Origin of the sequence: Kluyvera sp. Awk 3 (assembly GCF_028069715.1) — a bacterium.
GTDB classification, from domain to species: Bacteria; Pseudomonadota; Gammaproteobacteria; order Enterobacterales; family Enterobacteriaceae; genus Kluyvera; species Kluyvera georgiana_A.
The window spans coordinates 25,148-46,693 of sequence record NZ_JANEWH010000022.1 but is presented as its reverse complement, the minus strand read 5'-3'; the positions used below and the strand labels follow the sequence as shown (position 1 = coordinate 46,693).

Annotated in this window: 17 protein-coding genes and 1 riboswitch; of the genes, 6 read left to right on the top strand and 11 right to left on the bottom strand. The window is 56.5% G+C overall.

Going from position 1 to position 21,546, the window contains the following annotated elements; all coding sequences use genetic code 11:
• Positions 1 to 348: 348 nt before the first annotated feature.
• Positions 349 to 1,206 carry a glutamate racemase gene (murI, locus tag NNN71_RS07165; protein ID WP_271458191.1) on the bottom strand — a complete coding sequence of 286 codons (858 nt, stop codon included), beginning with the start codon at positions 1,204 to 1,206 and terminating at the stop codon, positions 349 to 351.
• Positions 1,151 to 3,007: a TonB-dependent vitamin B12 receptor BtuB gene (gene btuB, locus NNN71_RS07160; RefSeq protein ID WP_271458190.1), complete on the bottom strand. Its 1,857-nt coding sequence runs from the start codon at positions 3,005 to 3,007 to the stop codon at positions 1,151 to 1,153. Before btuB ends, murI begins: the two co-directional genes overlap by 56 nt.
• A gap of 66 nt (positions 3,008 to 3,073) precedes the next feature.
• Positions 3,074 to 3,261: riboswitch (cobalamin riboswitch) on the bottom strand.
• Between the two features lie 114 nt (positions 3,262 to 3,375).
• Between btuB and trmA the strand changes: the two genes are divergently transcribed.
• Positions 3,376 to 4,476, top strand: coding sequence for a tRNA (uridine(54)-C5)-methyltransferase TrmA (gene trmA / locus NNN71_RS07155; RefSeq protein WP_271458189.1), 1,101 nt, complete (start codon positions 3,376 to 3,378; stop codon positions 4,474 to 4,476).
• Between the two features lie 49 nt (positions 4,477 to 4,525).
• Here the strand turns inward: trmA and NNN71_RS07150 are convergent, their stop codons facing one another.
• Together NNN71_RS07150 and fabR are read right to left on the bottom strand one after the other, a co-directional pair.
• Complete coding sequence (locus tag NNN71_RS07150) at positions 4,526 to 4,879, bottom strand: YijD family membrane protein (RefSeq protein WP_163448616.1); 354 nt, start codon at positions 4,877 to 4,879, stop codon at positions 4,526 to 4,528.
• A gap of 15 nt (positions 4,880 to 4,894) precedes the next feature.
• On the bottom strand, positions 4,895 to 5,530 hold the full coding sequence (fabR, locus tag NNN71_RS07145) for an HTH-type transcriptional repressor FabR (RefSeq protein WP_064540299.1): 636 nt from the start codon (positions 5,528 to 5,530) through the stop codon (positions 4,895 to 4,897).
• Between the two features lie 197 nt (positions 5,531 to 5,727).
• Here fabR and sthA point away from each other — a divergent pair, with 197 nt between their 5' ends.
• Complete coding sequence (gene sthA, locus NNN71_RS07140; protein ID WP_064540302.1) at positions 5,728 to 7,128, top strand: Si-specific NAD(P)(+) transhydrogenase; 1,401 nt, start codon at positions 5,728 to 5,730, stop codon at positions 7,126 to 7,128.
• Here sthA and oxyR read toward each other — a convergent pair.
• The 4 genes from oxyR to argC all read right to left on the bottom strand — a co-directional run bounded on the left by oxyR (position 7,111) and on the right by argC (position 11,664).
• Complete coding sequence (gene oxyR / locus NNN71_RS07135; RefSeq protein WP_249022514.1) at positions 7,111 to 8,028, bottom strand: DNA-binding transcriptional regulator OxyR; 918 nt, start codon at positions 8,026 to 8,028, stop codon at positions 7,111 to 7,113. The genes sthA and oxyR overlap by 18 nt on opposite strands.
• 276 nt (positions 8,029 to 8,304) lie before the next feature.
• Positions 8,305 to 9,678 (bottom strand): argininosuccinate lyase, encoded by a 1,374-nt coding sequence (gene argH / locus NNN71_RS07130; RefSeq protein ID WP_271458188.1) that lies wholly within the window; start codon positions 9,676 to 9,678, stop codon positions 8,305 to 8,307.
• Between the two features lie 195 nt (positions 9,679 to 9,873).
• The gene (gene argB / locus NNN71_RS07125) at positions 9,874 to 10,647 is read right to left on the bottom strand and encodes an acetylglutamate kinase (RefSeq protein WP_163448620.1); all 774 of its coding nucleotides are present in this window, start codon (positions 10,645 to 10,647) and stop codon (positions 9,874 to 9,876) included.
• Between the two features lie 12 nt (positions 10,648 to 10,659).
• Complete coding sequence (gene argC / locus NNN71_RS07120; RefSeq protein WP_163448621.1) at positions 10,660 to 11,664, bottom strand: N-acetyl-gamma-glutamyl-phosphate reductase; 1,005 nt, start codon at positions 11,662 to 11,664, stop codon at positions 10,660 to 10,662.
• 153 nt (positions 11,665 to 11,817) lie between these two features.
• Between argC and argE the strand changes: the two genes are divergently transcribed.
• From argE to NNN71_RS07105, 3 genes are all read left to right on the top strand, one after another.
• Positions 11,818 to 12,969, top strand: a complete 1,152-nt coding sequence (argE, locus tag NNN71_RS07115; protein WP_064540316.1) for an acetylornithine deacetylase — start codon at positions 11,818 to 11,820, stop codon at positions 12,967 to 12,969.
• A gap of 311 nt (positions 12,970 to 13,280) precedes the next feature.
• Positions 13,281 to 15,932 carry a phosphoenolpyruvate carboxylase gene (gene ppc / locus NNN71_RS07110; RefSeq protein WP_167577185.1) on the top strand — a complete coding sequence of 884 codons (2,652 nt, stop codon included), beginning with the start codon at positions 13,281 to 13,283 and terminating at the stop codon, positions 15,930 to 15,932.
• 100 nt (positions 15,933 to 16,032) lie between these two features.
• Complete coding sequence (locus NNN71_RS07105; protein ID WP_223803549.1) at positions 16,033 to 16,878, top strand: helix-turn-helix transcriptional regulator; 846 nt, start codon at positions 16,033 to 16,035, stop codon at positions 16,876 to 16,878.
• Here the strand turns inward: NNN71_RS07105 and NNN71_RS07100 are convergent.
• From NNN71_RS07100 to NNN71_RS07090, 3 genes are all read right to left on the bottom strand, one after another.
• Positions 16,865 to 17,221 carry a PTS fructose-like transporter subunit IIB gene (locus NNN71_RS07100; RefSeq protein WP_167577186.1) on the bottom strand — a complete coding sequence of 119 codons (357 nt, stop codon included), beginning with the start codon at positions 17,219 to 17,221 and terminating at the stop codon, positions 16,865 to 16,867. The genes NNN71_RS07105 and NNN71_RS07100 overlap by 14 nt on opposite strands.
• 91 nt (positions 17,222 to 17,312) lie before the next feature.
• Positions 17,313 to 17,633, bottom strand: coding sequence for a PTS fructose-like transporter subunit IIB (locus NNN71_RS07095; protein WP_163448625.1), 321 nt, complete (start codon positions 17,631 to 17,633; stop codon positions 17,313 to 17,315).
• Positions 17,634 to 17,650: 17 nt separating this feature from the next.
• On the bottom strand, positions 17,651 to 18,730 hold the full coding sequence (locus NNN71_RS07090; RefSeq protein WP_163448626.1) for a PTS fructose transporter subunit EIIC: 1,080 nt from the start codon (positions 18,728 to 18,730) through the stop codon (positions 17,651 to 17,653).
• Positions 18,731 to 19,042: 312 nt separating this feature from the next.
• Between NNN71_RS07090 and ptsP the strand changes: the two genes are divergently transcribed.
• The gene (gene ptsP / locus NNN71_RS07085; protein ID WP_271458187.1) at positions 19,043 to 21,544 is read left to right on the top strand and encodes a phosphoenolpyruvate--protein phosphotransferase; all 2,502 of its coding nucleotides are present in this window, start codon (positions 19,043 to 19,045) and stop codon (positions 21,542 to 21,544) included.
• Positions 21,545 to 21,546 lie beyond the last annotated feature (2 nt).

Sequence of the window (21,546 nt, the reverse complement as noted above, 5' to 3'; positions counted from 1 at the left end):
AAACTTCGTAATGAATTACGTGTTCACTCAGAGACTTGGTATTCATTTTTCGTCTTGCGACGTTAAGAATCCGTATCTTCGAGTGCCCACACAGATTGTCTGATAAATTGTTAAAGAGCAGTGCCGCTTCGCTTTTCTCAGCGGCGCGGGATGTGCATATTACGCTTTCCCGCTTCAGAGTCAAGCGTTTATTTCGCTTTTCTCTGTCGAGATTCTCAGGAGAACCTCCCTGACCCGGCGGCTTATAATCCGTTGTTCCGTGTCAGTGGAGGCGCATTATAGGGAGTTCTGAGACGTTGACAAGCCCTGTTTTAAAAAAACTTTTCAACCGCCTCTTTTTTGAACAAATCAGGCTGAAACAGGTAGTTTTTCGAGCGTTTCAAAGCCATAACGCTGTAAAACGGGTAAAAGTTGTTCAGTTTCTGCCGTCAGGGCCATGCAATAAGCCAGATTCGCGTCGCTCGATTTTGCATCCGGCGCTTCATGTTCCAGCAACCAGGCCGTACGCCGTGCAATCGCCGCGCCGGAATCCACCAGACGCGTTCCTTCTGGCAGCACCTGCAGCAACTCCTCTTGTAATAGAGGGAAGTGGGTACAACCGAGCACAACGGTGTCCGGCGGCTCCGGCATCCGCAGCCATGGGCGCAGAATACGACGCAGCTCTTCCAGCGAGACCGGTTCTCCGTGCAGTTTTGCTTCTGCCAGCTCCACCAGCTCGGCGGAACCTAACATCTCAATGCGGCATTCATTCGCAAAGCGCGCGATCAGCTCGTGAGTATAAGGACGTTTCACCGTTCCCCGAGTGGCCAGTAGCCCCACAATACGGTTAGCCGACAGCCGTGCCGCCGGTTTAATCGCCGGTACAACGCCAACAACCGGGAAGGCGAATTTGTCGCGCAGCGCAGGCAGCGATACCGTGCTCGCCGTGTTACAGGCAATCACCGCCAGCGCTAACGGATAGCGCTGCTGTACCGCAGTCACGATTTCCAGGACCCGCTCGACGATAAATTCCTCGCTCTTCTCCCCATAGGGAAACGCAACGTTATCGAAAGCGTAGATGTAATGGAGATCCGGCAGAAGATGCCGGATCTCATCATAGACCGACAGCCCACCGACGCCAGAGTCAAAGACCAGCACGGTGGGACGTGGTTCAGAAGGTGTAGCTGCCAGACAAGGTGTATTCCCGTCCTGCAGTTTGGTAGCCATAAACTGTCTCGTAATCTTTATCGAACAGGTTGGCTATTTTACCACGAACTGTCAGGTGTGAGGTGACCGGATACGACAATCCGATATCCCAGAGGCTAACCCCACCCATTTTGACATCGCGACCATTGTCATAGTCGTTGTCATAACGCTCCCCGAGGTACTGGTACATGACGTTCCAGCCAAGGTCGGCGACTTGCCCGGTCAATTCATACTTCACCTGCTGCTTGGCGCGGCGGTAGAGTACTTTATCCGTCTGGTCATCGCGCGGGTCGACATATTGCAGCGTCAGGTGGTGATCCACCGGGCCGGTAGTGATGTTGCCCGTCCACTCCACACCTTTAATGGTGGCCGACTTCACGTTGATATACTGATTGTTCTTGTAGTCAATCAGGTTCTGGATTTCGTAACGGTAGGCGGAGAGACGCCAGTCAAGCGGCCCGGTTAAACCCTCCAGACCCGTTTCCCACTGCTTAGACTCTTCCGGTTTCAGGTTTGGGTTAGCGGCGATGCCGGGACCATAAGAAGAGGCAAAGCGCGTTGCGCCGAACTGCTGGCCCAGCGAAGGCGCCAGGAAACCCGTGCCATAGGAAAGCGTCGCGCGATAGCCATCGACAAACTCCCAGCCCGCGGCGGTCTGCCAGGTACCGTGCCAGCCGAACTGCTCATCGTGATCCTCACGTCCGGACGCTTCCAACGTCACCGCGTCAATCTGCTGCTGCCCGGTCAGGTACAGCCCGGTGGTATCACGTTTGTAAGTATCCGAGAGAGTTGTACTGCTGGACGTCAGCTTCTCCTGCTTCCAGTCCACGCCGCCGCTAATCGCCCCGTGCCCGACTTCAACGTTATTACCCCACTGGATATAGCGCTGCTCCATATCATCCAGCGTAGCGTCACCCGCATAGCGACCGAGATCGTTACTGTAGTTGTAATTCTTCAGACGCTGGTAGTTGGCGATCAGTTGAGAGGAGTAGATACCGGAATTGTAGCGCAGGCCGGTGTCCCAGGATTGGTTGTAGCTCTGACTTTCGTCATTGCCACCCGCATAGCCGTATGAACCCTGATCGTAGTCGCTGTTGGCGGTATAGCCATAACCACGGAAAAAGCCGGAGAAATTATCGTCGAACTTATGCTGCACGCCGCCGAGGAACAGTTTATTACGATAACCGTCGCGATCGCTGTCGCCGCTGTAAGGGGAGTTTGGCTGAACGTTGAAGCCATTCGTGGTCTGGTAAGCGCCCGCCGCGGTCACCACCGTGTCGCCAAAGCGTTTGTTCACCGCGCCGTCGTAGGTTTGATAGCCATCGGTCCCCACGCCTGCGTTAATCTGCGCGCGTTCATTGTCGCTCATAGTAATGATATTGACGACACCACCGATGGCTCCGGAACCATAAACCGCTGAACGCGGTCCGCGAATATATTCCACGCGCTGCACCAGTGAAACGGGGATTTGGCTGATATCAATACCGTTGGAAATGCCCGCACGCGCCATCGGCACACCGTCAATCAGCACCAGAACATGACGCCCCTCAGTACCACGGACATAAAGAGAGCTGCTGTTACCCATGCCGCCGGTCTGCGAAATATCCACGCCGGGAAGTCGGCGCATCACATCATTCAGGTCTTTTGATTGCCAGCGCTGAATATCATCACGCGTGACCACATCGGTCGGCGCCAGCACAGTATTCACAGGTTGTTGGAAGCGATTAGCGGTGACCACTAACGTGTCTGAATTGCTGTCCTGCGCCCAGCCGGAAAAAGCCGTGACGGATAACGCCGTCATCAGCGAAGCTTTTTTAATCATTTTTCAAAGCATCCGAAACAGAAAAAGGATGCCGCAGGCTTTATCAGTTGCTCGCGACGATAAAACCTCATGCGACGTCATCCGGCAGGTCTTCGGGCTTGGAGGCTATAATAGAGAAACGATGACTTCCCACGGCAAGCCGCAGTGTCTGCACTTCGTGCGCTCGTCTCTCACCATCCTTACCGCTGCGCGTCAGCCCCAGATTTACACTGGATTCCCTTTTAACTCACAGGACCGGTACGCGAATGCTACATTTAGTTACATATAGATGTCCAGACTGCTATTTACGATTTTCACCTGCATCGATACTGGACATCCCCTGAGCAGGCCCTACAATCCCCGCGTACTTTTATTATTCAGGATGCATCATGACCCCCGAACACCTCCCAACCGAACAGTACGACGCACAGCTCGCCGAGAAAGTGACTCGCCTGCAAACGATGATGGCGCCGTTTAGCGCACCCGCGCCGGAGGTGTTCCGCTCGCCGGTCAGCCACTACCGCATGCGCGCCGAATTTCGCATCTGGCACGACGGCGATGATCTGTACCACATCATGTTCGACCAGCAGACCAAAAGCCGCATCCGCGTCGACGCCTTCCCGGCCGCCAGCGAACTGATTAACACGCTGATGACCGCGATGCTCGACGGCGTGCGCGAGAACCACGTCCTGCGTCATAAGCTTTTCCAGATTGACTACCTCACCACGCTGAGCAATCAGGCGGTCGTCTCACTGCTGTATCATAAAAAGCTCGATGACGCATGGAGCGAGCAGGCCGAAGCGCTGCGCGATGCGCTACGTGCCCAGGGGTTGAATGTGCACCTGATTGGCCGCGCGACGAAAACCAAAATCGAGCTGGATCAAGATTATATCGATGAGCGCCTGCCGGTGGCGGGCAAAGAGATGATCTACCGTCAGGTTGAGAACAGCTTTACCCAGCCGAACGCCGCCATGAACATCCAGATGCTGGAGTGGGCGCTGGACGCCACAAACAATTCACAGGGCGACCTGCTGGAACTGTACTGCGGCAACGGCAATTTCTCGCTGGCGCTGGCGCGTAACTTCAACCGGGTGCTGGCCACTGAAATCGCCAAGCCGTCCGTCGCGGCGGCGCAGTACAACATTGCCGCCAACCAGATCGACAACGTGCAGATTATCCGCATGGCGGCGGAAGAATTCACTCAGGCGATGAACGGCGTGCGGGAATTTAACCGCTTGCAGGGCATTGATCTGAAAAGCTATCAATGCGAAACGATTTTCGTCGACCCACCGCGCAGCGGGCTGGATAGCGAAACGGAGAAGATGGTGCAGGCGTATCCGAACATTCTGTACATCTCCTGTAACCCGGAGACGCTGTGCCAGAACCTGGAAACGTTGAGCCAGACGCACAAGGTGTCACGCCTCGCGCTGTTCGACCAGTTCCCGTATACCCATCATATGGAATGCGGCGTGCTGTTAACGAAGAAGTAAGACTGAAGGTAGGCCGGATAAGCGTAGCGCCATCCGGCCTGGGCGATAATTACGATTCCTGCCTGCGGTTACGCAACTTCACGCCAATCCAGAAGACCATCGCTACCGACAGGACCGCCGGGAAGAAGTTAGAACCGATATCCGGGTACTCCGCACGCACCACGGTGCTATACAACAACACGCCAAGGATAAAGCAGCCAGCCGCCAGGCCAGGCAGCCCTACCGGCATCGTGCGGTTCTGGTAGCGCTGATGCAGGCAATAGACCGTCAGCACCAGCGAGATAATGGGAAAAATGGAGAAAGGTACAATGGAGCTAAACAGGGCTGCAAACGTGCCGTTAATCGATAAGCCAGCTAACAGCGCCAGCAGCAGCGTACCCTTTTCTTGACCTGACTGTTTCATTGCTCGTTTACCACCTTATTCGGACTGATGTGTCGTCTTCTCTTGTTCACGGCGATACCAGTAGTATGCGCCTTTGGAGATCATCCGTAACTGCAGCACCAGCCGTTCTTCCAGCTGTCGGCGCTGCTCAAGGCTAACATCCAGAGCCTCCGCTCCCGCGCTAAATACGATTGTCACCATCGCCTCTGCCTGCGCTTCCGTAAATGCACGAGGCATATGGTTTTCGATTTCCAGATAGTCAGCAAGTTCCGCAATGAAGTGCTGAATTTCACGCGCCACCGCGGCACGGAAGGCGGCAGACGTCCCGGAACGTTCACGCAGCAGCAGGCGGAAGGCGTTCGGGTTGTTACCAATAAATTCCATAAAGGTTGAGACGGAAGTGCGGATCACGCTGCCGCCTTTGGCGATACGCTGGCGTGCCTGGCGCATCAGCTGACGCAGCATCAGGCCGCTTTCGTCGACCATGGTCAGCCCCAGCTCGTCCACATCACGGAAATGGCGATAAAAGGAGGTTGGCGCAATTCCCGCCTCACGCGCGACTTCGCGCAGGCTCAAGCTGGCAAAACTACGTTCGGCACTCAGTTGACTGAATGCCGCTTCGACCAGCGACCGCCGGGTTTTTTCTTTTTGTTGCGCTCTAACACCCATCACGATAACTGAATCCTTCCACATGACATGCTGGCACTATACCAGAGATTAAAACGAATCGACTTACGTCGCTTTGTTAATGATTGTTTACATGCTATTTATGCTATTTCGTATGAAAAAAGCCCAACGATAATTGGGTTATATCTTCGATGATGTTATGATTCTGTTGCTTTTATGTATAAGAACAGGTAAGCCCTACCATGCCACATTCCTACGATTATGATGCAATAGTAATTGGTTCCGGCCCCGGCGGCGAAGGTGCTGCTATGGGTCTGGTGAAGCAAGGAGCCCGTGTCGCCGTTATTGAGCGTTATCATAATGTCGGCGGCGGCTGTACCCACTGGGGTACCATCCCGTCCAAAGCTCTTCGCCATGCCGTCAGCCGTATTATCGAATTCAACCAGAACCCTCTCTACAGCGACCACAGCCGACTTCTCCGCTCTTCCTTTGCTGACATCCTGAATCATGCCGATAGCGTTATCAATCAGCAAACTCGCATGCGTCAGGGTTTTTATGAGCGCAATCACTGTGAAATGCTGCAGGGAGACGCCCGTTTCGTCGATGAACACACCATCGCGCTGGAATGCCCGGACGGCTCCGTTGAAACGTTAACCGCCGATAAATTCGTGATCGCCTGCGGTTCACGCCCGTATCGTCCGGCCGACGTGGATTTCACTCATCCGCGCATTTACGACAGCGATTCCATCCTGAGTCTGCACCACGAACCGCGCCACGTCATTATCTACGGCGCCGGGGTTATTGGCTGCGAATACGCATCTATCTTCCGTGGCATGGACGTGAAAGTTGACCTGATCAACACCCGCGACCGTCTGCTGGCCTTCCTCGACCAGGAGATGTCAGACTCGCTTTCTTATCACTTCTGGAACAGCGGCGTGGTCATTCGCCACAACGAAGAGTACGAGAAGATTGAAGGCGTGGACGACGGCGTGATCATGCACCTGAAGTCCGGCAAAAAGCTCAAGGCCGACTGCCTGCTGTTTGCCAACGGCCGTACCGGCAACACCGACTCACTGTCGCTGGAAAATATTGGCCTACAGGCCGATGGCCGCGGCCAGCTGAAAGTGAACAGCATGTACCAGACCGCCCTGCCACATGTCTATGCCGTCGGCGACGTAATCGGTTATCCGAGCCTGGCCTCTGCTGCCTACGATCAGGGACGTATTGCTGCCCAGGCGCTGATGAAAGGTGAAGCCACCGCACACCTGATTGAAGATATTCCGACCGGTATCTATACCATTCCGGAAATCAGCTCTGTTGGCAAAACCGAACAGCAACTGACCGCCATGAAGGTGCCGTACGAGGTCGGACGCGCCCAGTTTAAACACCTGGCGCGAGCGCAAATCGTCGGGATGAGCGTGGGGAGCCTGAAAATCCTGTTCCACCGGGAGACGAAGGAGATCCTTGGCATTCACTGCTTTGGCGAACGCGCGGCCGAAATTATTCACATCGGCCAGGCGATCATGGAGCAGAAAGGTGGCGGTAACACCATTGAGTACTTCGTTAACACCACCTTTAACTACCCGACGATGGCGGAAGCCTATCGGGTTGCGGCGCTAAACGGCTTAAATCGCCTGTTTTAACGTCTTGTCGAAATGACCGTCCATCGCCTCACGGACGGTCTCTGCCAGCTGCTCATAGCGGCTGCGCAGCGGCGATCCAGGTCGATAGACCAGCCCAACGGTGCGGCGCGGCTCCGGCTTAATGCATGGCAGGTAAACGACACCATCGCGTTTACGCTCATGCGGCACGGCCAGCGCTGGCAGTAAGGTAATACCACTGCCCGCCGCCACCATATTGCGCAGCGTTTCCAGACTGGTCGCACGGAAGTGCGTGTCTTCATCCGCACCGGCTTCAAAACAGAACCCCATCGCCTGATCGCGCAGGCAGTGACCGTCTTCCAGCATCAGCAATTTCTCACCGGCCAGATCCGACATCGGCACGCGATCGCGCTCAGCCCATGGGTGATCTTCATAGATCGCCAGCATCATCGGTTCGTCAAACAGCGGCACCTCAATAAAGGCTTCGCTCTCTTTCACCAGGGCCAGAATGGCGCAGTCCAGCTTACCGCTATCAAGCTGCGCCAGCAGCTGATGGGTTTGCGCTTCGTGCAGGTACATTTCCAACTTCGGGAACGTCTGGTGCAGCATTGGGATAATGTGGGGCAGCAGGTACGGGCCAACGGTCGGGATCAGGCCGATATGCAACGGGCCGGACATCGTCTCCCCCTGCTGGCTAGCCATCTCCTTCAGCACTTTGACCTCACGTAGCACGGTACGCGCCTGGTCCACCAGCAGCAGCCCGGCCTGGGTAAACAGCACCTTACGGCTGGTGCGTTCCAGCAGCATAACGCCCAGTTCATCTTCCAGTTTACGAATCTGCCCGCTCAGGGTTGGCTGGCTGACGTGGCAGGAATCTGCCGCCCGGCGGAAATGCCGGTGTTCAGCTAATGCCACCAGGTATTCAAGATCGCGAATATTCATTATTCATCCTCCATCGCCACGATAGTTCATGGCGATAGATAGAATAGCAATGAATGATTATCCCTATCAAGGATTCTGTTTAATAATAGACCACAGAAACAGCGCGGTTCCTTGTTTAACCCTTTGAAGTCGCCGCGTGGATTTCTGAGTTTCTCTCAAAACTCGACTAACTAAAGCCAACATGAACGTTTGCGGGCCCCGTGGCCCGCTTTTTTTGCGCACAAAAAACCCGGCGTCGCTTGCGCTCGGCCGGGCTATCTTTGGCTATGCAGAGGGCTAGCTCAGGCGCGCCTTCGCGTCGCTAATCGCCTGTGCTACCTGCTTCGGCGAAACGCCGCCTTTTGCCGCACGCTTATCGAGGCACGATTGCAGCGACAGAATCGGGTAAACGTCGTCGCCAATCACCGCGCTGAATTTCTGCAGATCGGCCAACGGCAGATCTTCCAGCGGCTTGCCCTGGGCGATGGCTTCCACCACCGCTTCGCCCACGATGTGGTGCGCTTCACGGAACGGCACGCCTTTAGCGACCAGATAATCCGCCAGTTCGGTGGCGTTGGCGTAGCCCTGCTGCGCCGCTTCCTGGCAACGCGGACGCTTCACCTGAATGCCGTCCAGCACCAGCGCCGCCATATGCAGACAGTCCAGCCAGGTATCCAGCGCGTCAAATACGCCTTCTTTATCTTCCTGCATGTCTTTGTTGTAAGCCAACGGCAGACCTTTGAGGGTCATCATCATGCCGGTCAGCGCACCCTGTACACGGCCACATTTACCGCGGATCAGCTCCAGCGCATCCGGGTTTTTCTTCTGCGGCATCAGAGAAGAGCCTGACGTCACGCGGTCGGAAAGCTCAACAAAGCCCGCTTCACCGGTATTAAAGAAGATCAGGTCTTCCGCGAAGCGCGACAGGTGCACCATACCGATGGAAGCGTTAGACAGCAGCTCCAGCACGTGGTCACGGTCAGACACGCTGTCCAGACTGTTGCGGGTCGCAGACGCGAAGCCCAGCCAGCCCGCCAGCTGTTCACGGTCAATTTCATAAGCGGTACCCGCCAGCGCGCCGCAGCCCAGCGGGCTGACGTCCAGACGCTTGAGGGTATCCTGCAGGCGGCTTTCATCGCGCGCCAGCATCTCAACGTAGGCCAGGCACCAGTGAGCAAACGTCACCGGCTGCGCGCGTTGCAGGTGAGTGTAACCCGGCATCACCGCGTCCTGGTTCGCCTGCGCGGTTTCCACCAGCGCGGTTTGCAGCTGACGATTCGCGTCCAGCAGCTCCGCCACGGTGTCTTTGCACCACAGCTTGAGATCGGTCGCAACCTGATCGTTACGGCTACGCCCGGTATGCAGCTTCTTACCCAGTTGGCCGACCTTATCAATCAGCTTACCTTCCACCCAGCTATGGATGTCTTCGGCATCGCTTTCCAAGATCTGTTGCGGATTAGCGCGAACTTCTTCCAGCAGCACGCTCAGCGCCGCTTCCAGTTGAGATTGCTCTTCCGCCGTCAGTACGCCAACCGTCACCAGCGCTTTAGACCAGGCTACAGAGCCAACGATATCCTGCTCCGCCAGGCGATAATCAAAGCGTAAAGAGTCGTTGAACTGTTTGAACCGCTGATCTGCTGCCTGAGAAAAACGCCCGCCCCAAAGTGCCATAACATGCTTCCTTAAATTCGTTTATTTATGCCGGGTAGTCTCCGGCCTGAAAACAACCTTCACCCCGGCCCTCTCCCTGAGGGAGAGGGGGAAAACCGTCAGTTCCCTCGTCCCTGTGGAGAGTGGGAGAACTATACCGGCTCCGGCCAGTCCCCTCTCCCCTGTGGGGAGAGGGTTAGGGTGAGGGGGAAAAACTTATGCCAGAATACGCGTACCGATCGGCGTGCCGTTAAACAGCGCCGGCAACTGCTCCGCGTGACGCCATGAGGCGATATCGACCGGGCGGCCGAGCGTACGCGCCGCATCCAGCGCCGCGTTCACCTTCACAATCATGCCGTCGGTAATAATCCCCTGCTCGATCAGCTGTTCCGCCTTGGCCGCAGTCATTTCCGCAATGCGCTGGCCTTTGCCATCGAGAATACCGCTGACGTCGGAGAGCAGAATGAGATCCGCACCCAGCGTGGCCGCCAGCGCGGTTGCCGCCTGGTCCGCGTTGACGTTCATCAATTGCCCTTCGACGGTCACGCCGATAGAGCTCACCACCGGCAGGAAACCGCCTTCCAGCAGCAGATTAATCAGTTTAGGCGAGCCCGGCTGCGCCAGACCAACGTGGCCCAATTCTTCATCCAGTTTAGTGACCTGCACGCTGTCACCGTCGCCGAGGAACAGGCCCACGGAGGCGATTTCATGCTTCTTCGCCCAGGCCAGCAGCGTTTTGTTGGCAGTGCCCGCCAGCGCGCCGGTAATAATGTCGATCTGATCGGCAGGCGTCACGCGCAGGCCATTTTTCTTTTTCACCGGCAGGTTGAGCTGCTTCATCAGCTCATCCACCACGCAGCCGCCGCCGTGGACAATCACCAGCGGGCGTTGATGTGACTCGCGGTAGTTCACCAGCGCGGTAAACAGACGCTCCAGCGCTTCTTCGCTATCCAGCAACACGCCGCCCAGTTTGATAATTAATGGATTCATCGTCATCACACCTTAGATAAGAGACTGCGTCTCAGCGAAGCCGAAACGGATATTGGCGCACTGCACGGCCTGTGCGGCAGCGCCTTTCAATAGGTTGTCTTCGGTCGCCACCACGATCAGATGCTCGCCCTGCACGGCAAAACCGATATCACAGAATGGCAAGCCGACGACGTTTTTCAGCGCCGGAACACCCTTGTCGTATAAACGCACCATCGGCTTATCGCCGTAGGCCTGCTGTAAGGCTTCCGCCACCTGAGCATGGGTCACGCCCGGTTTCAGGCGGCAGGTGATGGTTTCCAGAATCCCGCGCGGGAAATTGCCCAGGTGCGGGGTGAAAATCACCTCGGCACCAAGGTGGCTGGCGATTTCCGGCTGATGGCGGTGGGTAAACACGCCGTAAGGCTGCAGACTCACTTCGCAGAAACTGTTGGAGATCGCCGCTTTACGCCCCGCGCCACTCACGCCGCTGGTCGCGTTGATCACCGGCCACTGGGAGAGATCCAGTAAATCGCCGTCGATCAACGGTTTTAAGGAAAGCTGTGCCGCCGTGGGATAACACCCCGGCACGGCAATCAGCTGCGCCTCTTTCAGCGCTTCGCCGCTCCATTCGGCCAGGCCATATACCGCCTGCGCCAGCAGTTCCGGGTGCTGATGGGTAAATCCGTAATATTTTTCATAGAAGGCGCCGTCGTTCACGCGGAACGCGCCGGAGAGATCAAACACCACGCAGCCCGCCGCGAGGAACTGCGGCGCAAGGTCGTGGCTGACTTCATGAGCGGTGGCGAGGAACACCACATCAACACCGGCGCTGAATTCACTGATGTCGGACATCGGCTGCAAAGGGAGATCAACAATCCCTTTTAGCTGTGGATGCAAATCGGAGATTAACTTTCCCGCATCATTGCTTTGCGCTGAGACCGTCAAAGCGGTTATGTTCATATGAGGATGGCGATTCACATAGGTCACAAGCTCAGCGCCAGCGTAACCGCTCGCGCCCACAATCAGCGTATTCAACATCGGGGCCGTTTACCTTCTTATGTCTGTTTGCCTGATTAAGCGTCGTCACTTCACCCTACCGTTGGTGGGTTTTATTACGCCTAATGATAATGTATTTTTATTCACAAATACTGCATGAATATTGATACTATCACGACCCGAGGTGTGTCAACAATGAAAAACAATTTACCACCATTTATCGAGATTTACCGTGCGTTGATCGCCACACCGTCCATCAGCGCAACCGAAGAAGCACTCGATCAGAGTAATGCGTCTTTAATCACTCTGCTGGCCGATTGGTTCGCCTCTCTCGGCTTCAATGTTGAGGTGCAGCCGGTTCCCGGCACGCGCAATAAATTCAACCTGCTGGCCAGCACCGGACACGGCGCGGGCGGGCTACTGCTTGCCGGTCATACCGATACCGTACCGTTCGACGACGGGCGCTGGACCCGCGATCCGTTTACCCTGACCGAGCACGATAACAAGCTCTACGGTCTGGGCACTGCCGATATGAAAGGCTTCTTCGCCTTTATTCTCGACGCGCTGCGGGATGTTGACGTGACGCAGTTGAAAAAGCCGCTCTACATTCTGGCGACGGCGGATGAAGAGACCAGCATGGCGGGTGCGCGCTATTTCTCCGAATCCACCGAGCTACGCCCGGACTGCGCTATCATCGGTGAGCCCACCTCATTGCAGCCGGTGCGCGCGCACAAAGGTCATATGTCGAACGCCATTCGCGTCATGGGCCAGTCCGGCCACTCCAGCGACCCGGCGCGCGGTGTGAACGCCATTGAAATCATGCACGACGCCATTGGCCGCGTGATGCAACTGCGCGACTCGCTGAAAGAGCGCTATCACTATGAAGCGTTCACCGTACCGTACCCAACGCTCAATCTCGGTAGCCTCCACGGTGGCGATGCGTCCAACCGTATCTGCGCCTGCTGTGAGCTACATATGGATATCCGCCCGCTGCCGGGCATGACGCTGAGCGATCTCAACGGCCTGCTGGATGAAGCATTGGAGCCGGTCAGCGCGCAATGGCCGGGCCGCCTGACGGTCAGCGAGCTGCACGCACCGATTCCGGGCTACGAATGCCCGCCAGATCATCAGTTGGTTGAAGTGCTGGAAAAACTGCTCGGTACCAAAACCGAGGTGGTGAACTACTGCACCGAAGCACCGTTTATCCAGACCTTGTGCCCGACCATCGTTCTCGGCCCAGGCTCGATTAATCAGGCACACCAGCCGGACGAATACCTGGAAACGCGCTTTATTAAGCCGACACGCGAATTAATTACCCAGGTCGTGCATCACTTCTGCTGGCATTAATGTGTTCTGCCCGGTGACGCTACGCTTACCGGGTCTACCCTCGCCTGTAGGCCGGATAAGCGCAGCGCCATCCGGCATCTCTCCGCCCCCGATTCCCGCGATCGCCTTCACATTTTCATAAGCATTTCTTATCTGGCACGATGCGAATTAACTTTCGTCAATTGCCGCAATTTATTCGTTTGCTGAAGCGATTTCGCAGCAATTGACGTACGGGTTTTTACGTGGCTTTATAAAAGAGGTGTCTTTATCCCGCCCTTTCGTTCCAAAGGCTGGGATATAACAAAATAAAATGAGATGGGGTGTCTGGGTTAATGAACGAACAATATTCCGCGTTGCGTAGTAATGTCAGTATGCTCGGTAAAGTGCTAGGCGATACCATCAAGGATGCGCTTGGTGAGAACATTCTTGACCGTGTAGAAACGATCCGTAAGTTGTCCAAATCTTCACGTGCCGGCAACGAAGCCAATCGTCAGGAGCTGCTCACCACGCTGCAGAACCTGTCCAACGATGAGCTGCTGCCGGTTGCCCGCGCGTTCAGCCAGTTCCTGAACCTGGCCAATACCGCCGAGCAGTACCACAGCATTTCGCCGAAAGGCGAAGCGGCAAGCAACCCGGAAGTGATTGCCCGTACCCTGCGTAAACTCAAAGACCAACCCAATCTCAACGAAACCACGATTAAACAGGCCGTTGAATCCCTGTCGCTGGAGCTGGTACTGACCGCGCACCCGACTGAAATCACGCGTCGTACGCTGATTCATAAAATGGGCGAAATCAACAACTGCCTGAAACAGCTCGATAATAACGACATTGCCGACTACGAACGCAACCAGGTGATGCGCCGTCTGCGCCAGCTGATTGCTCAGTCATGGCACACCGATGAAATTCGTAAGCATCGCCCAAGCCCGGTAGATGAAGCTAAATGGGGCTTCGCTGTTGTGGAAAACAGCCTGTGGGAAGGCGTACCGAACTATCTGCGTGAACTGAATGAACAGCTGGAAGAGAACCTCGGCTACCAGTTGCCGGTCGATTTCGTGCCGGTACGCTTTACCTCGTGGATGGGCGGCGACCGTGACGGCAACCCGAACGTCACCGCCGAAATCACCCGCCACGTGCTGCTGCTCAGCCGCTGGAAAGCGACCGACCTGTTCCTGAAAGATATTCAGGTGCTGATTTCCGAGCTGTCGATGGTGGAATGCACCGACGAACTGCGCGAGCGGGTTGGCGAAGAAGGCGCAACCGAGCCGTATCGCTACCTGATGAAAACCCTGCGCAGCCAGCTGATGGCCACCCAGGCCTGGCTGGAAGCGCGCCTGAAAGGCCAGCGCCTGCCAAAACCAGCCGGTCTGATCAGCCAGAACGAGCAGCTGTGGGAACCGCTGTACGCCTGTTATAAATCACTACAGGCCTGCGGTATGGGCATCATCGCTAACGGCGAGCTGCTCGACACGCTGCGTCGCGTGAAGTGTTTTGGCGTACCGCTGGTGCGTATTGACGTGCGTCAGGAGAGCACCCGCCACACTGAAGCGCTGGGCGAACTGACCCGCTACCTGGGCATCGGCGACTACGAAAGCTGGTCAGAAGCCGACAAACAGGCCTTCCTGATCCGCGAACTGAATTCTAAACGTCCGCTCCTCCCGCGTAGCTGGGAGCCAAGCAACGACACCCGTGAAGTTCTGAATACCTGTAAAGCCATTGTCGATGCGCCAATTGGCTCGGTTGCCGCTTACGTGATCTCGATGGCCAAAACGCCGTCCGACGTGCTGGCGGTTCACCTGCTGCTGAAAGAAGCCGGCATCACCTTCGCGCTGCCGGTCGCCCCACTGTTCGAAACCCTGGACGACCTGAACAACGCCGACGACGTGATGACCCAGTTGCTCAACATTGACTGGTATCGCGGCTTTATTCAGGGCAAGCAGATGGTCATGATCGGCTATTCCGACTCCGCGAAAGATGCGGGCGTTATGGCGGCTTCCTGGGCGCAGTACCAGGCGCAGGATGCGTTGATCAAAACCTGTGAAAAAGCCGGTATTGAACTGACGCTGTTCCATGGTCGCGGTGGTTCTATTGGTCGCGGCGGCGCACCGGCGCACGCGGCGCTGCTCTCTCAGCCTCCGGGAAGCCTGAAAGGCGGTCTGCGCGTGACCGAACAGGGCGAGATGATCCGTTTCAAATACGGTCTGCCGGAAGTCACCGTCAGCAGCCTGTCGCTGTACACCAGCGCGATTCTGGAAGCGAACCTGCTGCCGCCGCCGGAGCCAAAAGAAGAGTGGCGCGGCATCATGGACGAGCTGTCCGATATCTCCTGCGAGATGTACCGCGGCTACGTGCGTGAAAACAAAGATTTCGTGCCTTATTTCCGTTCCGCCACGCCGGAACAGGAGCTGGGTAAACTGCCGCTGGGTTCACGTCCGGCAAAACGTCGCCCGACCGGCGGCGTCGAGTCCCTGCGCGCCATCCCGTGGATCTTCGCCTGGACACAGAACCGCCTGATGCTGCCAGCCTGGCTGGGTGCCGGCGCGGCGCTGCAAAAAGTGGTGGAAGACGGCAAGCAGAGCAAGCTGGAAACCATGTGCCGCGACTGGCCGTTCTTCTCTACCCGTCTGGGGATGCTGGAGATGGTCTACTCGAAAGCCGACCTATGGCTGGCAGAATATTACGATCAGCGTCTGGTGAAACAGGAGCTGTGGGCGCTGGGTGCCGAACTGCGCGATCTGCTCGAAGCCGACATCAAAGTGGTGCTGGACATCGCCAACGACGCGCACCTGATGGCCGACCTGCCGTGGATTGCCGAGTCTATCCAGCTGCGTAACATCTACACCGACCCGCTGAACGTACTGCAGGCCGAACTGCTGCACCGTTCTCGTAAAGCGGAAGAAGAAGGCCAGGAGCCGGATCCTAACGTCGAGCAGGCGCTGATGGTCACCATCGCGGGCGTCGCAGCAGGTATGCGTAACACCGGTTAATTTATCAAGACGCGGACACCCCAAAAGGCCACATTCTTTGTGGCCTTTTTTCATACCCTCAGTTAAGGTTTCTTTGTTGTTCATCACGACAGGGAGCCCCATGTTTTTCGACATCAACCCACTGCTTTCCCGCATTGCGTCCGGGGCCACCCCGCTGCAAAAAATCGGTTTTGCCGGCAATCACACGCCCGTTCCCGATATGGCTTTTCAGGTCGACTTTCCGCGCCTCGAAATTGTGCTGGAAGGGCAACTCGCCGACGCCGGACTGGGCGACGACACGCCCATGCAGACGCTGGATGCGCTGTTCGTTCCCGCTGGCGGCTGGAATTTTCCTCACTGGCTGGAACCTGCCACCACGCTAAGCATTCTGTTTGGCAAACAGCAGTTGGGGTTTAGCATCCAGCAGTGGGATGGCTACCGCCTGAGTAATCTGGCAAAACAGCATGTTGCCCGTCGCGGGCCGCGCGTCGGTTCCTTTCTGCTGCAAACCATGAGCGAAATTCAAATGCAGCCGCAGGAGCAGCAAACCGCGCGGCTGATTGCCACCAGCCTCATCAGCCACTGCGCCGATCTGCTCAGCAGCCAGATTCAGACCGCCTCGCGCAGCCAGGCACTGTTCGACGCCATTCGCGAATATATCGATAGCCACTTCGCCGAACCGCTGACCCGCGAATCGGTGGCACAGGCGTTCTATATTTCGCCGAACTACCTGTCACACCTGTTCCAGAAAAGCGGCATTATGGGCTTTAATGAATACCTCAACCACACCCGCCTGGAGCACGCCAGACGGCTGTTGAAGGGGTATGATCTGAAGGTAAAAGAGATCGCCCACGCCTGTGGGTTCGTCGACAGCAACTACTTCTGCCGCCTGTTTCGCAAAAACACCGCACGCTCACCGTCAGAGTACCGTCGCCAGTACCACAGCCAGCTGACTACGACAGAATAATATGCGTGTGCTGAGGCGCGGAAAGCAGCTTACGCACCGCGATCATCACTTTTTGCGGATCGCGTAGAAAAGCGCTGATACCCGACTGCACATAGCGGCTCTGGGTAAAACGTTCGGCCCCATTCAACTCAATATCGGTGATCAGCAGTACCGCGTCAGCGCGGCGAATGTCCTCTTCCGTGAGCGCATTCTCAATGCCCAGCGCCCCCTGAGTTTCGATTTTGATGGTCCATTTTTCCTGCTGACAGAGCTTCTCCAGACGTTCAGCCGCCATATAGGTATGGGCCACGCCGCTCACGCAGGCGGTTACCGCCACTAACATTCGTCCGCCCGTTGCCGTCATCGTCCCCTCCTTGCAGAAAACAAACGCTGGCAGGCGCAAATACTCTTTCGCGCCCGCCAGTCTGTAAGTACCTATAATATCGAGATAATGCTTATGCGCTCTGCGCTAAGTGTGCCTCGATTTTATTCATAATAGCGTCGGCGCGTTTTACTGCATCGCTAATATTGACGCGTACTATCGTTTTCCCGGTGAAGCGCTCTTCAAATTTGATGCCGATATCCTTGGTCAAAATGACCATATCCGCAGCCGCGACGTCGCTGGCGGTCAGCTCATTTTCCTGACCAATCGACCCCTGCGTTTCTACCTTCACGTTCCAGCCTTTGGATTTGGCCGCGCTTTCCAGCGCTTCCGCGGCCATGTAGGTGTGTGCTACGCCGGAAGGACAGGCCGTTACCGCAATAATATTGGTCATAATCTCTACCTTCTCAATTAGTTAATTTCGAAATCTAAATCCAGGTCATCTTCTTTTTCGACAACCGCTTTCTTGTTCTTACGCGCCAGGCTTTTCAGCAGGTTAACGCTGACGGCGGTCACCACAGCCCCCACGACAATCGCCAGCAAATAGCCCAGTTTGCCTTCTACCACCGGCAGGACAATCAGACCGCCCCATCCGGCGTAACACTGTGCCCCCATCAGCGCCGCGGTCACCGCGCCGCAAACGGAACCCAGCATGATGGAAGGAATCACGCGTAGCGGGTCGGCGGCAGCGAATGGAATCGCCCCTTCAGTGACGCCGACACAACCCATGACGAGCGCCGCTTTCCCGGCTTCGCGCTCTTCGTTATTGAAATTCTTACGATTAATTAGCGTGGCCAGGCCCAGACCCAGCGGCGGAACGCAGATGCCGACGGCAGCAATCGCTACCACGGTATAAACACCCTGCGAGACACAAATCAGCATGAAGGCGTAGGCCACTTTGTTCACCGGGCCGCCCATGTCGAACGCCAGCATCAGGCCCATAATGACTGCCAGCACCACGATGCTGCCCTGCTGCATGCCTTGCAGCCAGTGGGTCAGGCTGGTGGTCAGCAGGCCCACCGGTTCACCCAGCCCCCACATCATCACGCCTGCGGTTATGAAGGTGCCGACGATAGGAATGACGAAGATTGGCATCACCGAGCGCAACACTTTGTGCACCGGGATTTTTTTCAGATAGTAGACGACGATTCCGCCGATAATCCCGGCGATCAGCGCGCCGAAGAAGCCCGCGCCAAAACTGTTGCCCACCCACGCGCCGATGGCGCAAGGCGCCAGTGCGGAGCGCTCGGCGATGGAATAGCCAATGTAGGCGGCGAGGAATGGCACCATCAGTGTCAGACCCGCGACGCCAATATCAAACAGCTTTTTCAGGTTGGGATCGGTGGCCGCATCCGGTACGGCCCCTTTGCCGTACAACATGACCGAGACCGCCAGTAAAATACCCCCCGCAACCACAAACGGGATCATGTGCGACACGCCAGTCATTAAGTGCTGACGGGTGTTTTTGAGTATGTGCACCAATTCTTTCATCAGTCGCTCCTGGGCTTCTTCGGCCCATGTCCATTAAGGTGTTGTGGCAAACAATAGGCAATTGGTGGCGGGACAGACAGTGGATAAAAAGTGCATTTACTGGATTTTTGTAATGTCAGAAGAAAAATGCGAGCGACCTCAAAAGTTAACGCTATTCCCCTCTTTATAAGCTCCACTAGCAACCTGTGAGATGGCTCGCATTTTCAAGCGGACAATACATTTGTCCAGTTTTTGACATAAATGTCAGATAGCAGCGCCGATAACATGCCCCCTATTCTGTTACCCATATCGACTGATTTGGGAGAGAAGGTTATGGCCTTGGTTGTTGAATTTATCTGTGAATTGCCGAACGGCGTGCACGCCCGTCCGGCCAGCCATGTCGAAACGCTGTGCAATACCTTTTGCTGCGACATTGAATGGCATAACCTGCGCACCGACCGTAAAGGCAACGCCAAAAGCGCGCTGGCGATTATCGGTACCGACACGCTGGCGGGCGATAGCTGCCAGTTGCTCATTAGCGGTGCTGATGAAAACGCCGCTCACGAACGCCTGTCCGTCTGGTTGAAGAACGAATTCCCGCTGTGCGATGCGCCGCTGGCGCAAGTTACCGCCGTTGAGCAGGAACCGCTGCCGGCGTCGCTGACTCGCCTGGGCCCAACGCTGTTCCGCGCGCAGCCGGTATGCAACGGCAGCGCCGGCGGCGTCCTGACCCGCCTGGCCGCGCTGGATCTCAATAACCTCGGCGAACTGCCTGCGGCACAAAATCCGGAGCAGGAACAATCCGCGCTGGACGGCGGCCTGACGCGGCTGGTCAGAACGCTGGAGCTGCGCCTGCTGGACAGCGACAGCACCGCCAGCACTATCCTTGAAGCACATCGTTCGCTGGCCACCGACACCTCGCTACGCCAGCATCTGCTGGAAGGCGTCAATCAGGGCCTCAGCTGCGCACAGGCAATTATCGCCAGCACCAACCATTTCTGCGCCGAGTTCGCCCGTTCCAGCAGCAGCTATCTGCAGGAGCGCGCGCTGGACGTACGCGACGTCGGCTTTCAGCTTTTACAGCACATTTATGGCGAACAGCGTTTCCCGGCGCCGGGCCAGCTGACTCAGCCGTCTATCTGTATGGCGGAAGAGCTAACCCCAAGCCAATTCCTTGAGCTGGACAAAACGCAGCTCAAAGGCCTGCTGCTGCAAAGCGGCGGCACGACCTCACACACGGTAATACTTGCGCGCTCATTCAATATTCCCACCCTTGTTGGCGTGGAAATTGACGCGCTGACGCCGTGGCAAAACCAGACGGTCTACCTCGATGGTAACGCCGGAGCGGTCATTGTCGCGCCTGACGAAGCTATTACCCGCTACTACCAGCAGGAAGCGCGCGTCCAGGCCGCTATCCGCGAACAGCAGAGCGTGTGGCTGAATAAAGAGGCGCGCAGCGCCGACGGGATTCGTCTGGAAGTGGCGGCCAACATCGCTCACTCCGTCGAAGCGCAGGCGGCCTTTGGTAACGGCGCGGAAGCGGTAGGTCTGTTCCGCACTGAAATGCTGTATATGGACCGCGCCAGCGAGCCGAGCGAGAGCGAGCTCTACAATATTTTCTGTCAGGCGCTGGAGTCCGCCAACGGACGTAGCATTATTATCCGCACCATGGATATCGGCGGTGATAAGCCGGTGGATTACCTCAATATTCCGGCGGAGAACAACCCGTTCCTTGGCTACCGCGCGGTGCGTATTTATGAAGAATATTCCACGCTGTTCACCACCCAACTGCGCGCCATTCTGCGGGCCTCGGCGCACGGCAGCCTGAAAATTATGATTCCGATGATCTCCTCCATGGAAGAGATCCTGTGGGTAAAAGAAAAGGTAGCCGAAGCGAAACAGCAACTGCGCAGCGAGCACGTGCCGTTTGATGAGCGCATTCCGCTAGGCATCATGCTGGAAGTCCCTTCGGTGATGTTCATCATCGATCAGTGCTGTGAAGAGATTGATTTCTTTAGCATCGGCAGTAACGACCTGACGCAATACCTGCTGGCGGTCGACCGTGATAACGCGAGGGTCACCCGTCACTACAACAGTCTGAATCCGGCCTTCCTGCGCGCACTCGACTACGCCGTCCAGGCGGTGCATCGTCAGGGAAAATGGATTGGTCTGTGCGGCGAACTGGGAGCGAAAGGCTCCGTCCTGCCGCTGCTGGTTGGGCTGGGGCTGGACGAAATCAGCATGAGCGCGCCCTCGATTCCGGCCACCAAAGCGCGCCTGGCCCAGCTCGACAGCCGCGCCTGTCGTCAGCTTCTGAATCAGGCGATGGCCTGCCGTACCTCGCTGGAAGTGGAACATTTACTGGCACAGTTCCGCATGAGCCAGCAGGATGCGCCGCTGATTACCCCGCGCTGCATTTCGCTGGATAACGACTGGCGCAGCAAAGAGGAAGTGCTCAAAGGCATGACCGATAACCTGCTGCTCGCCGGGCGCTGCCGCTATCCGCGCAAGCTTGAGGCCGACCTGTGGGCACGCGAAGCGGTCTTCTCGACCGGCCTTGGCTTTAGCTTTGCCATTCCGCACAGCAAATCTGAGCATATTGAACAGTCGACCATCAGCGTCGCACGCCTGCCCGCGCCGGTGGCCTGGGGCGATGAACAGGCGCAATTCATCATTATGCTGACGCTTAACAAACATGCCGCGGGCGACCAGCATATGCGCATTTTCTCGCGCCTGGCTCGTCGGATTATGCATGAAGAATTCCGTCACTCGCTGGTTAACGCCGCTTCAGCCGACGCGATTGCCAGCCTGCTGCAACACGAACTGGAACTTTAAGA

Coding starts and splice junctions, on each gene's coding strand:
- sthA (WP_064540302.1), top strand. CDS start 5,728: ATGCCACATTCCTACGATTATGATGCAATAGTAATTGGTTCCGGCCCC.
- ptsP (WP_271458187.1), top strand. CDS start 19,043: ATGGCCTTGGTTGTTGAATTTATCTGTGAATTGCCGAACGGCGTGCAC.
- NNN71_RS07090 (WP_163448626.1), bottom strand. CDS start 18,730: ATGAAAGAATTGGTGCACATACTCAAAAACACCCGTCAGCACTTAATG.
- NNN71_RS07095 (WP_163448625.1), bottom strand. CDS start 17,633: ATGACCAATATTATTGCGGTAACGGCCTGTCCTTCCGGCGTAGCACAC.
- NNN71_RS07150 (WP_163448616.1), bottom strand. CDS start 4,879: ATGAAACAGTCAGGTCAAGAAAAGGGTACGCTGCTGCTGGCGCTGTTA.
- murI (WP_271458191.1), bottom strand. CDS start 1,206: ATGGCTACCAAACTGCAGGACGGGAATACACCTTGTCTGGCAGCTACA.
- trmA (WP_271458189.1), top strand. CDS start 3,376: ATGACCCCCGAACACCTCCCAACCGAACAGTACGACGCACAGCTCGCC.
- NNN71_RS07100 (WP_167577186.1), bottom strand. CDS start 17,221: ATGACGGCAACGGGCGGACGAATGTTAGTGGCGGTAACCGCCTGCGTG.
- ppc (WP_167577185.1), top strand. CDS start 13,281: ATGAACGAACAATATTCCGCGTTGCGTAGTAATGTCAGTATGCTCGGT.
- argC (WP_163448621.1), bottom strand. CDS start 11,664: ATGTTGAATACGCTGATTGTGGGCGCGAGCGGTTACGCTGGCGCTGAG.
- NNN71_RS07105 (WP_223803549.1), top strand. CDS start 16,033: ATGTTTTTCGACATCAACCCACTGCTTTCCCGCATTGCGTCCGGGGCC.
- oxyR (WP_249022514.1), bottom strand. CDS start 8,028: ATGAATATTCGCGATCTTGAATACCTGGTGGCATTAGCTGAACACCGG.
- argH (WP_271458188.1), bottom strand. CDS start 9,678: ATGGCACTTTGGGGCGGGCGTTTTTCTCAGGCAGCAGATCAGCGGTTC.
- argE (WP_064540316.1), top strand. CDS start 11,818: ATGAAAAACAATTTACCACCATTTATCGAGATTTACCGTGCGTTGATC.
- argB (WP_163448620.1), bottom strand. CDS start 10,647: ATGAATCCATTAATTATCAAACTGGGCGGCGTGTTGCTGGATAGCGAA.
- btuB (WP_271458190.1), bottom strand. CDS start 3,007: ATGATTAAAAAAGCTTCGCTGATGACGGCGTTATCCGTCACGGCTTTT.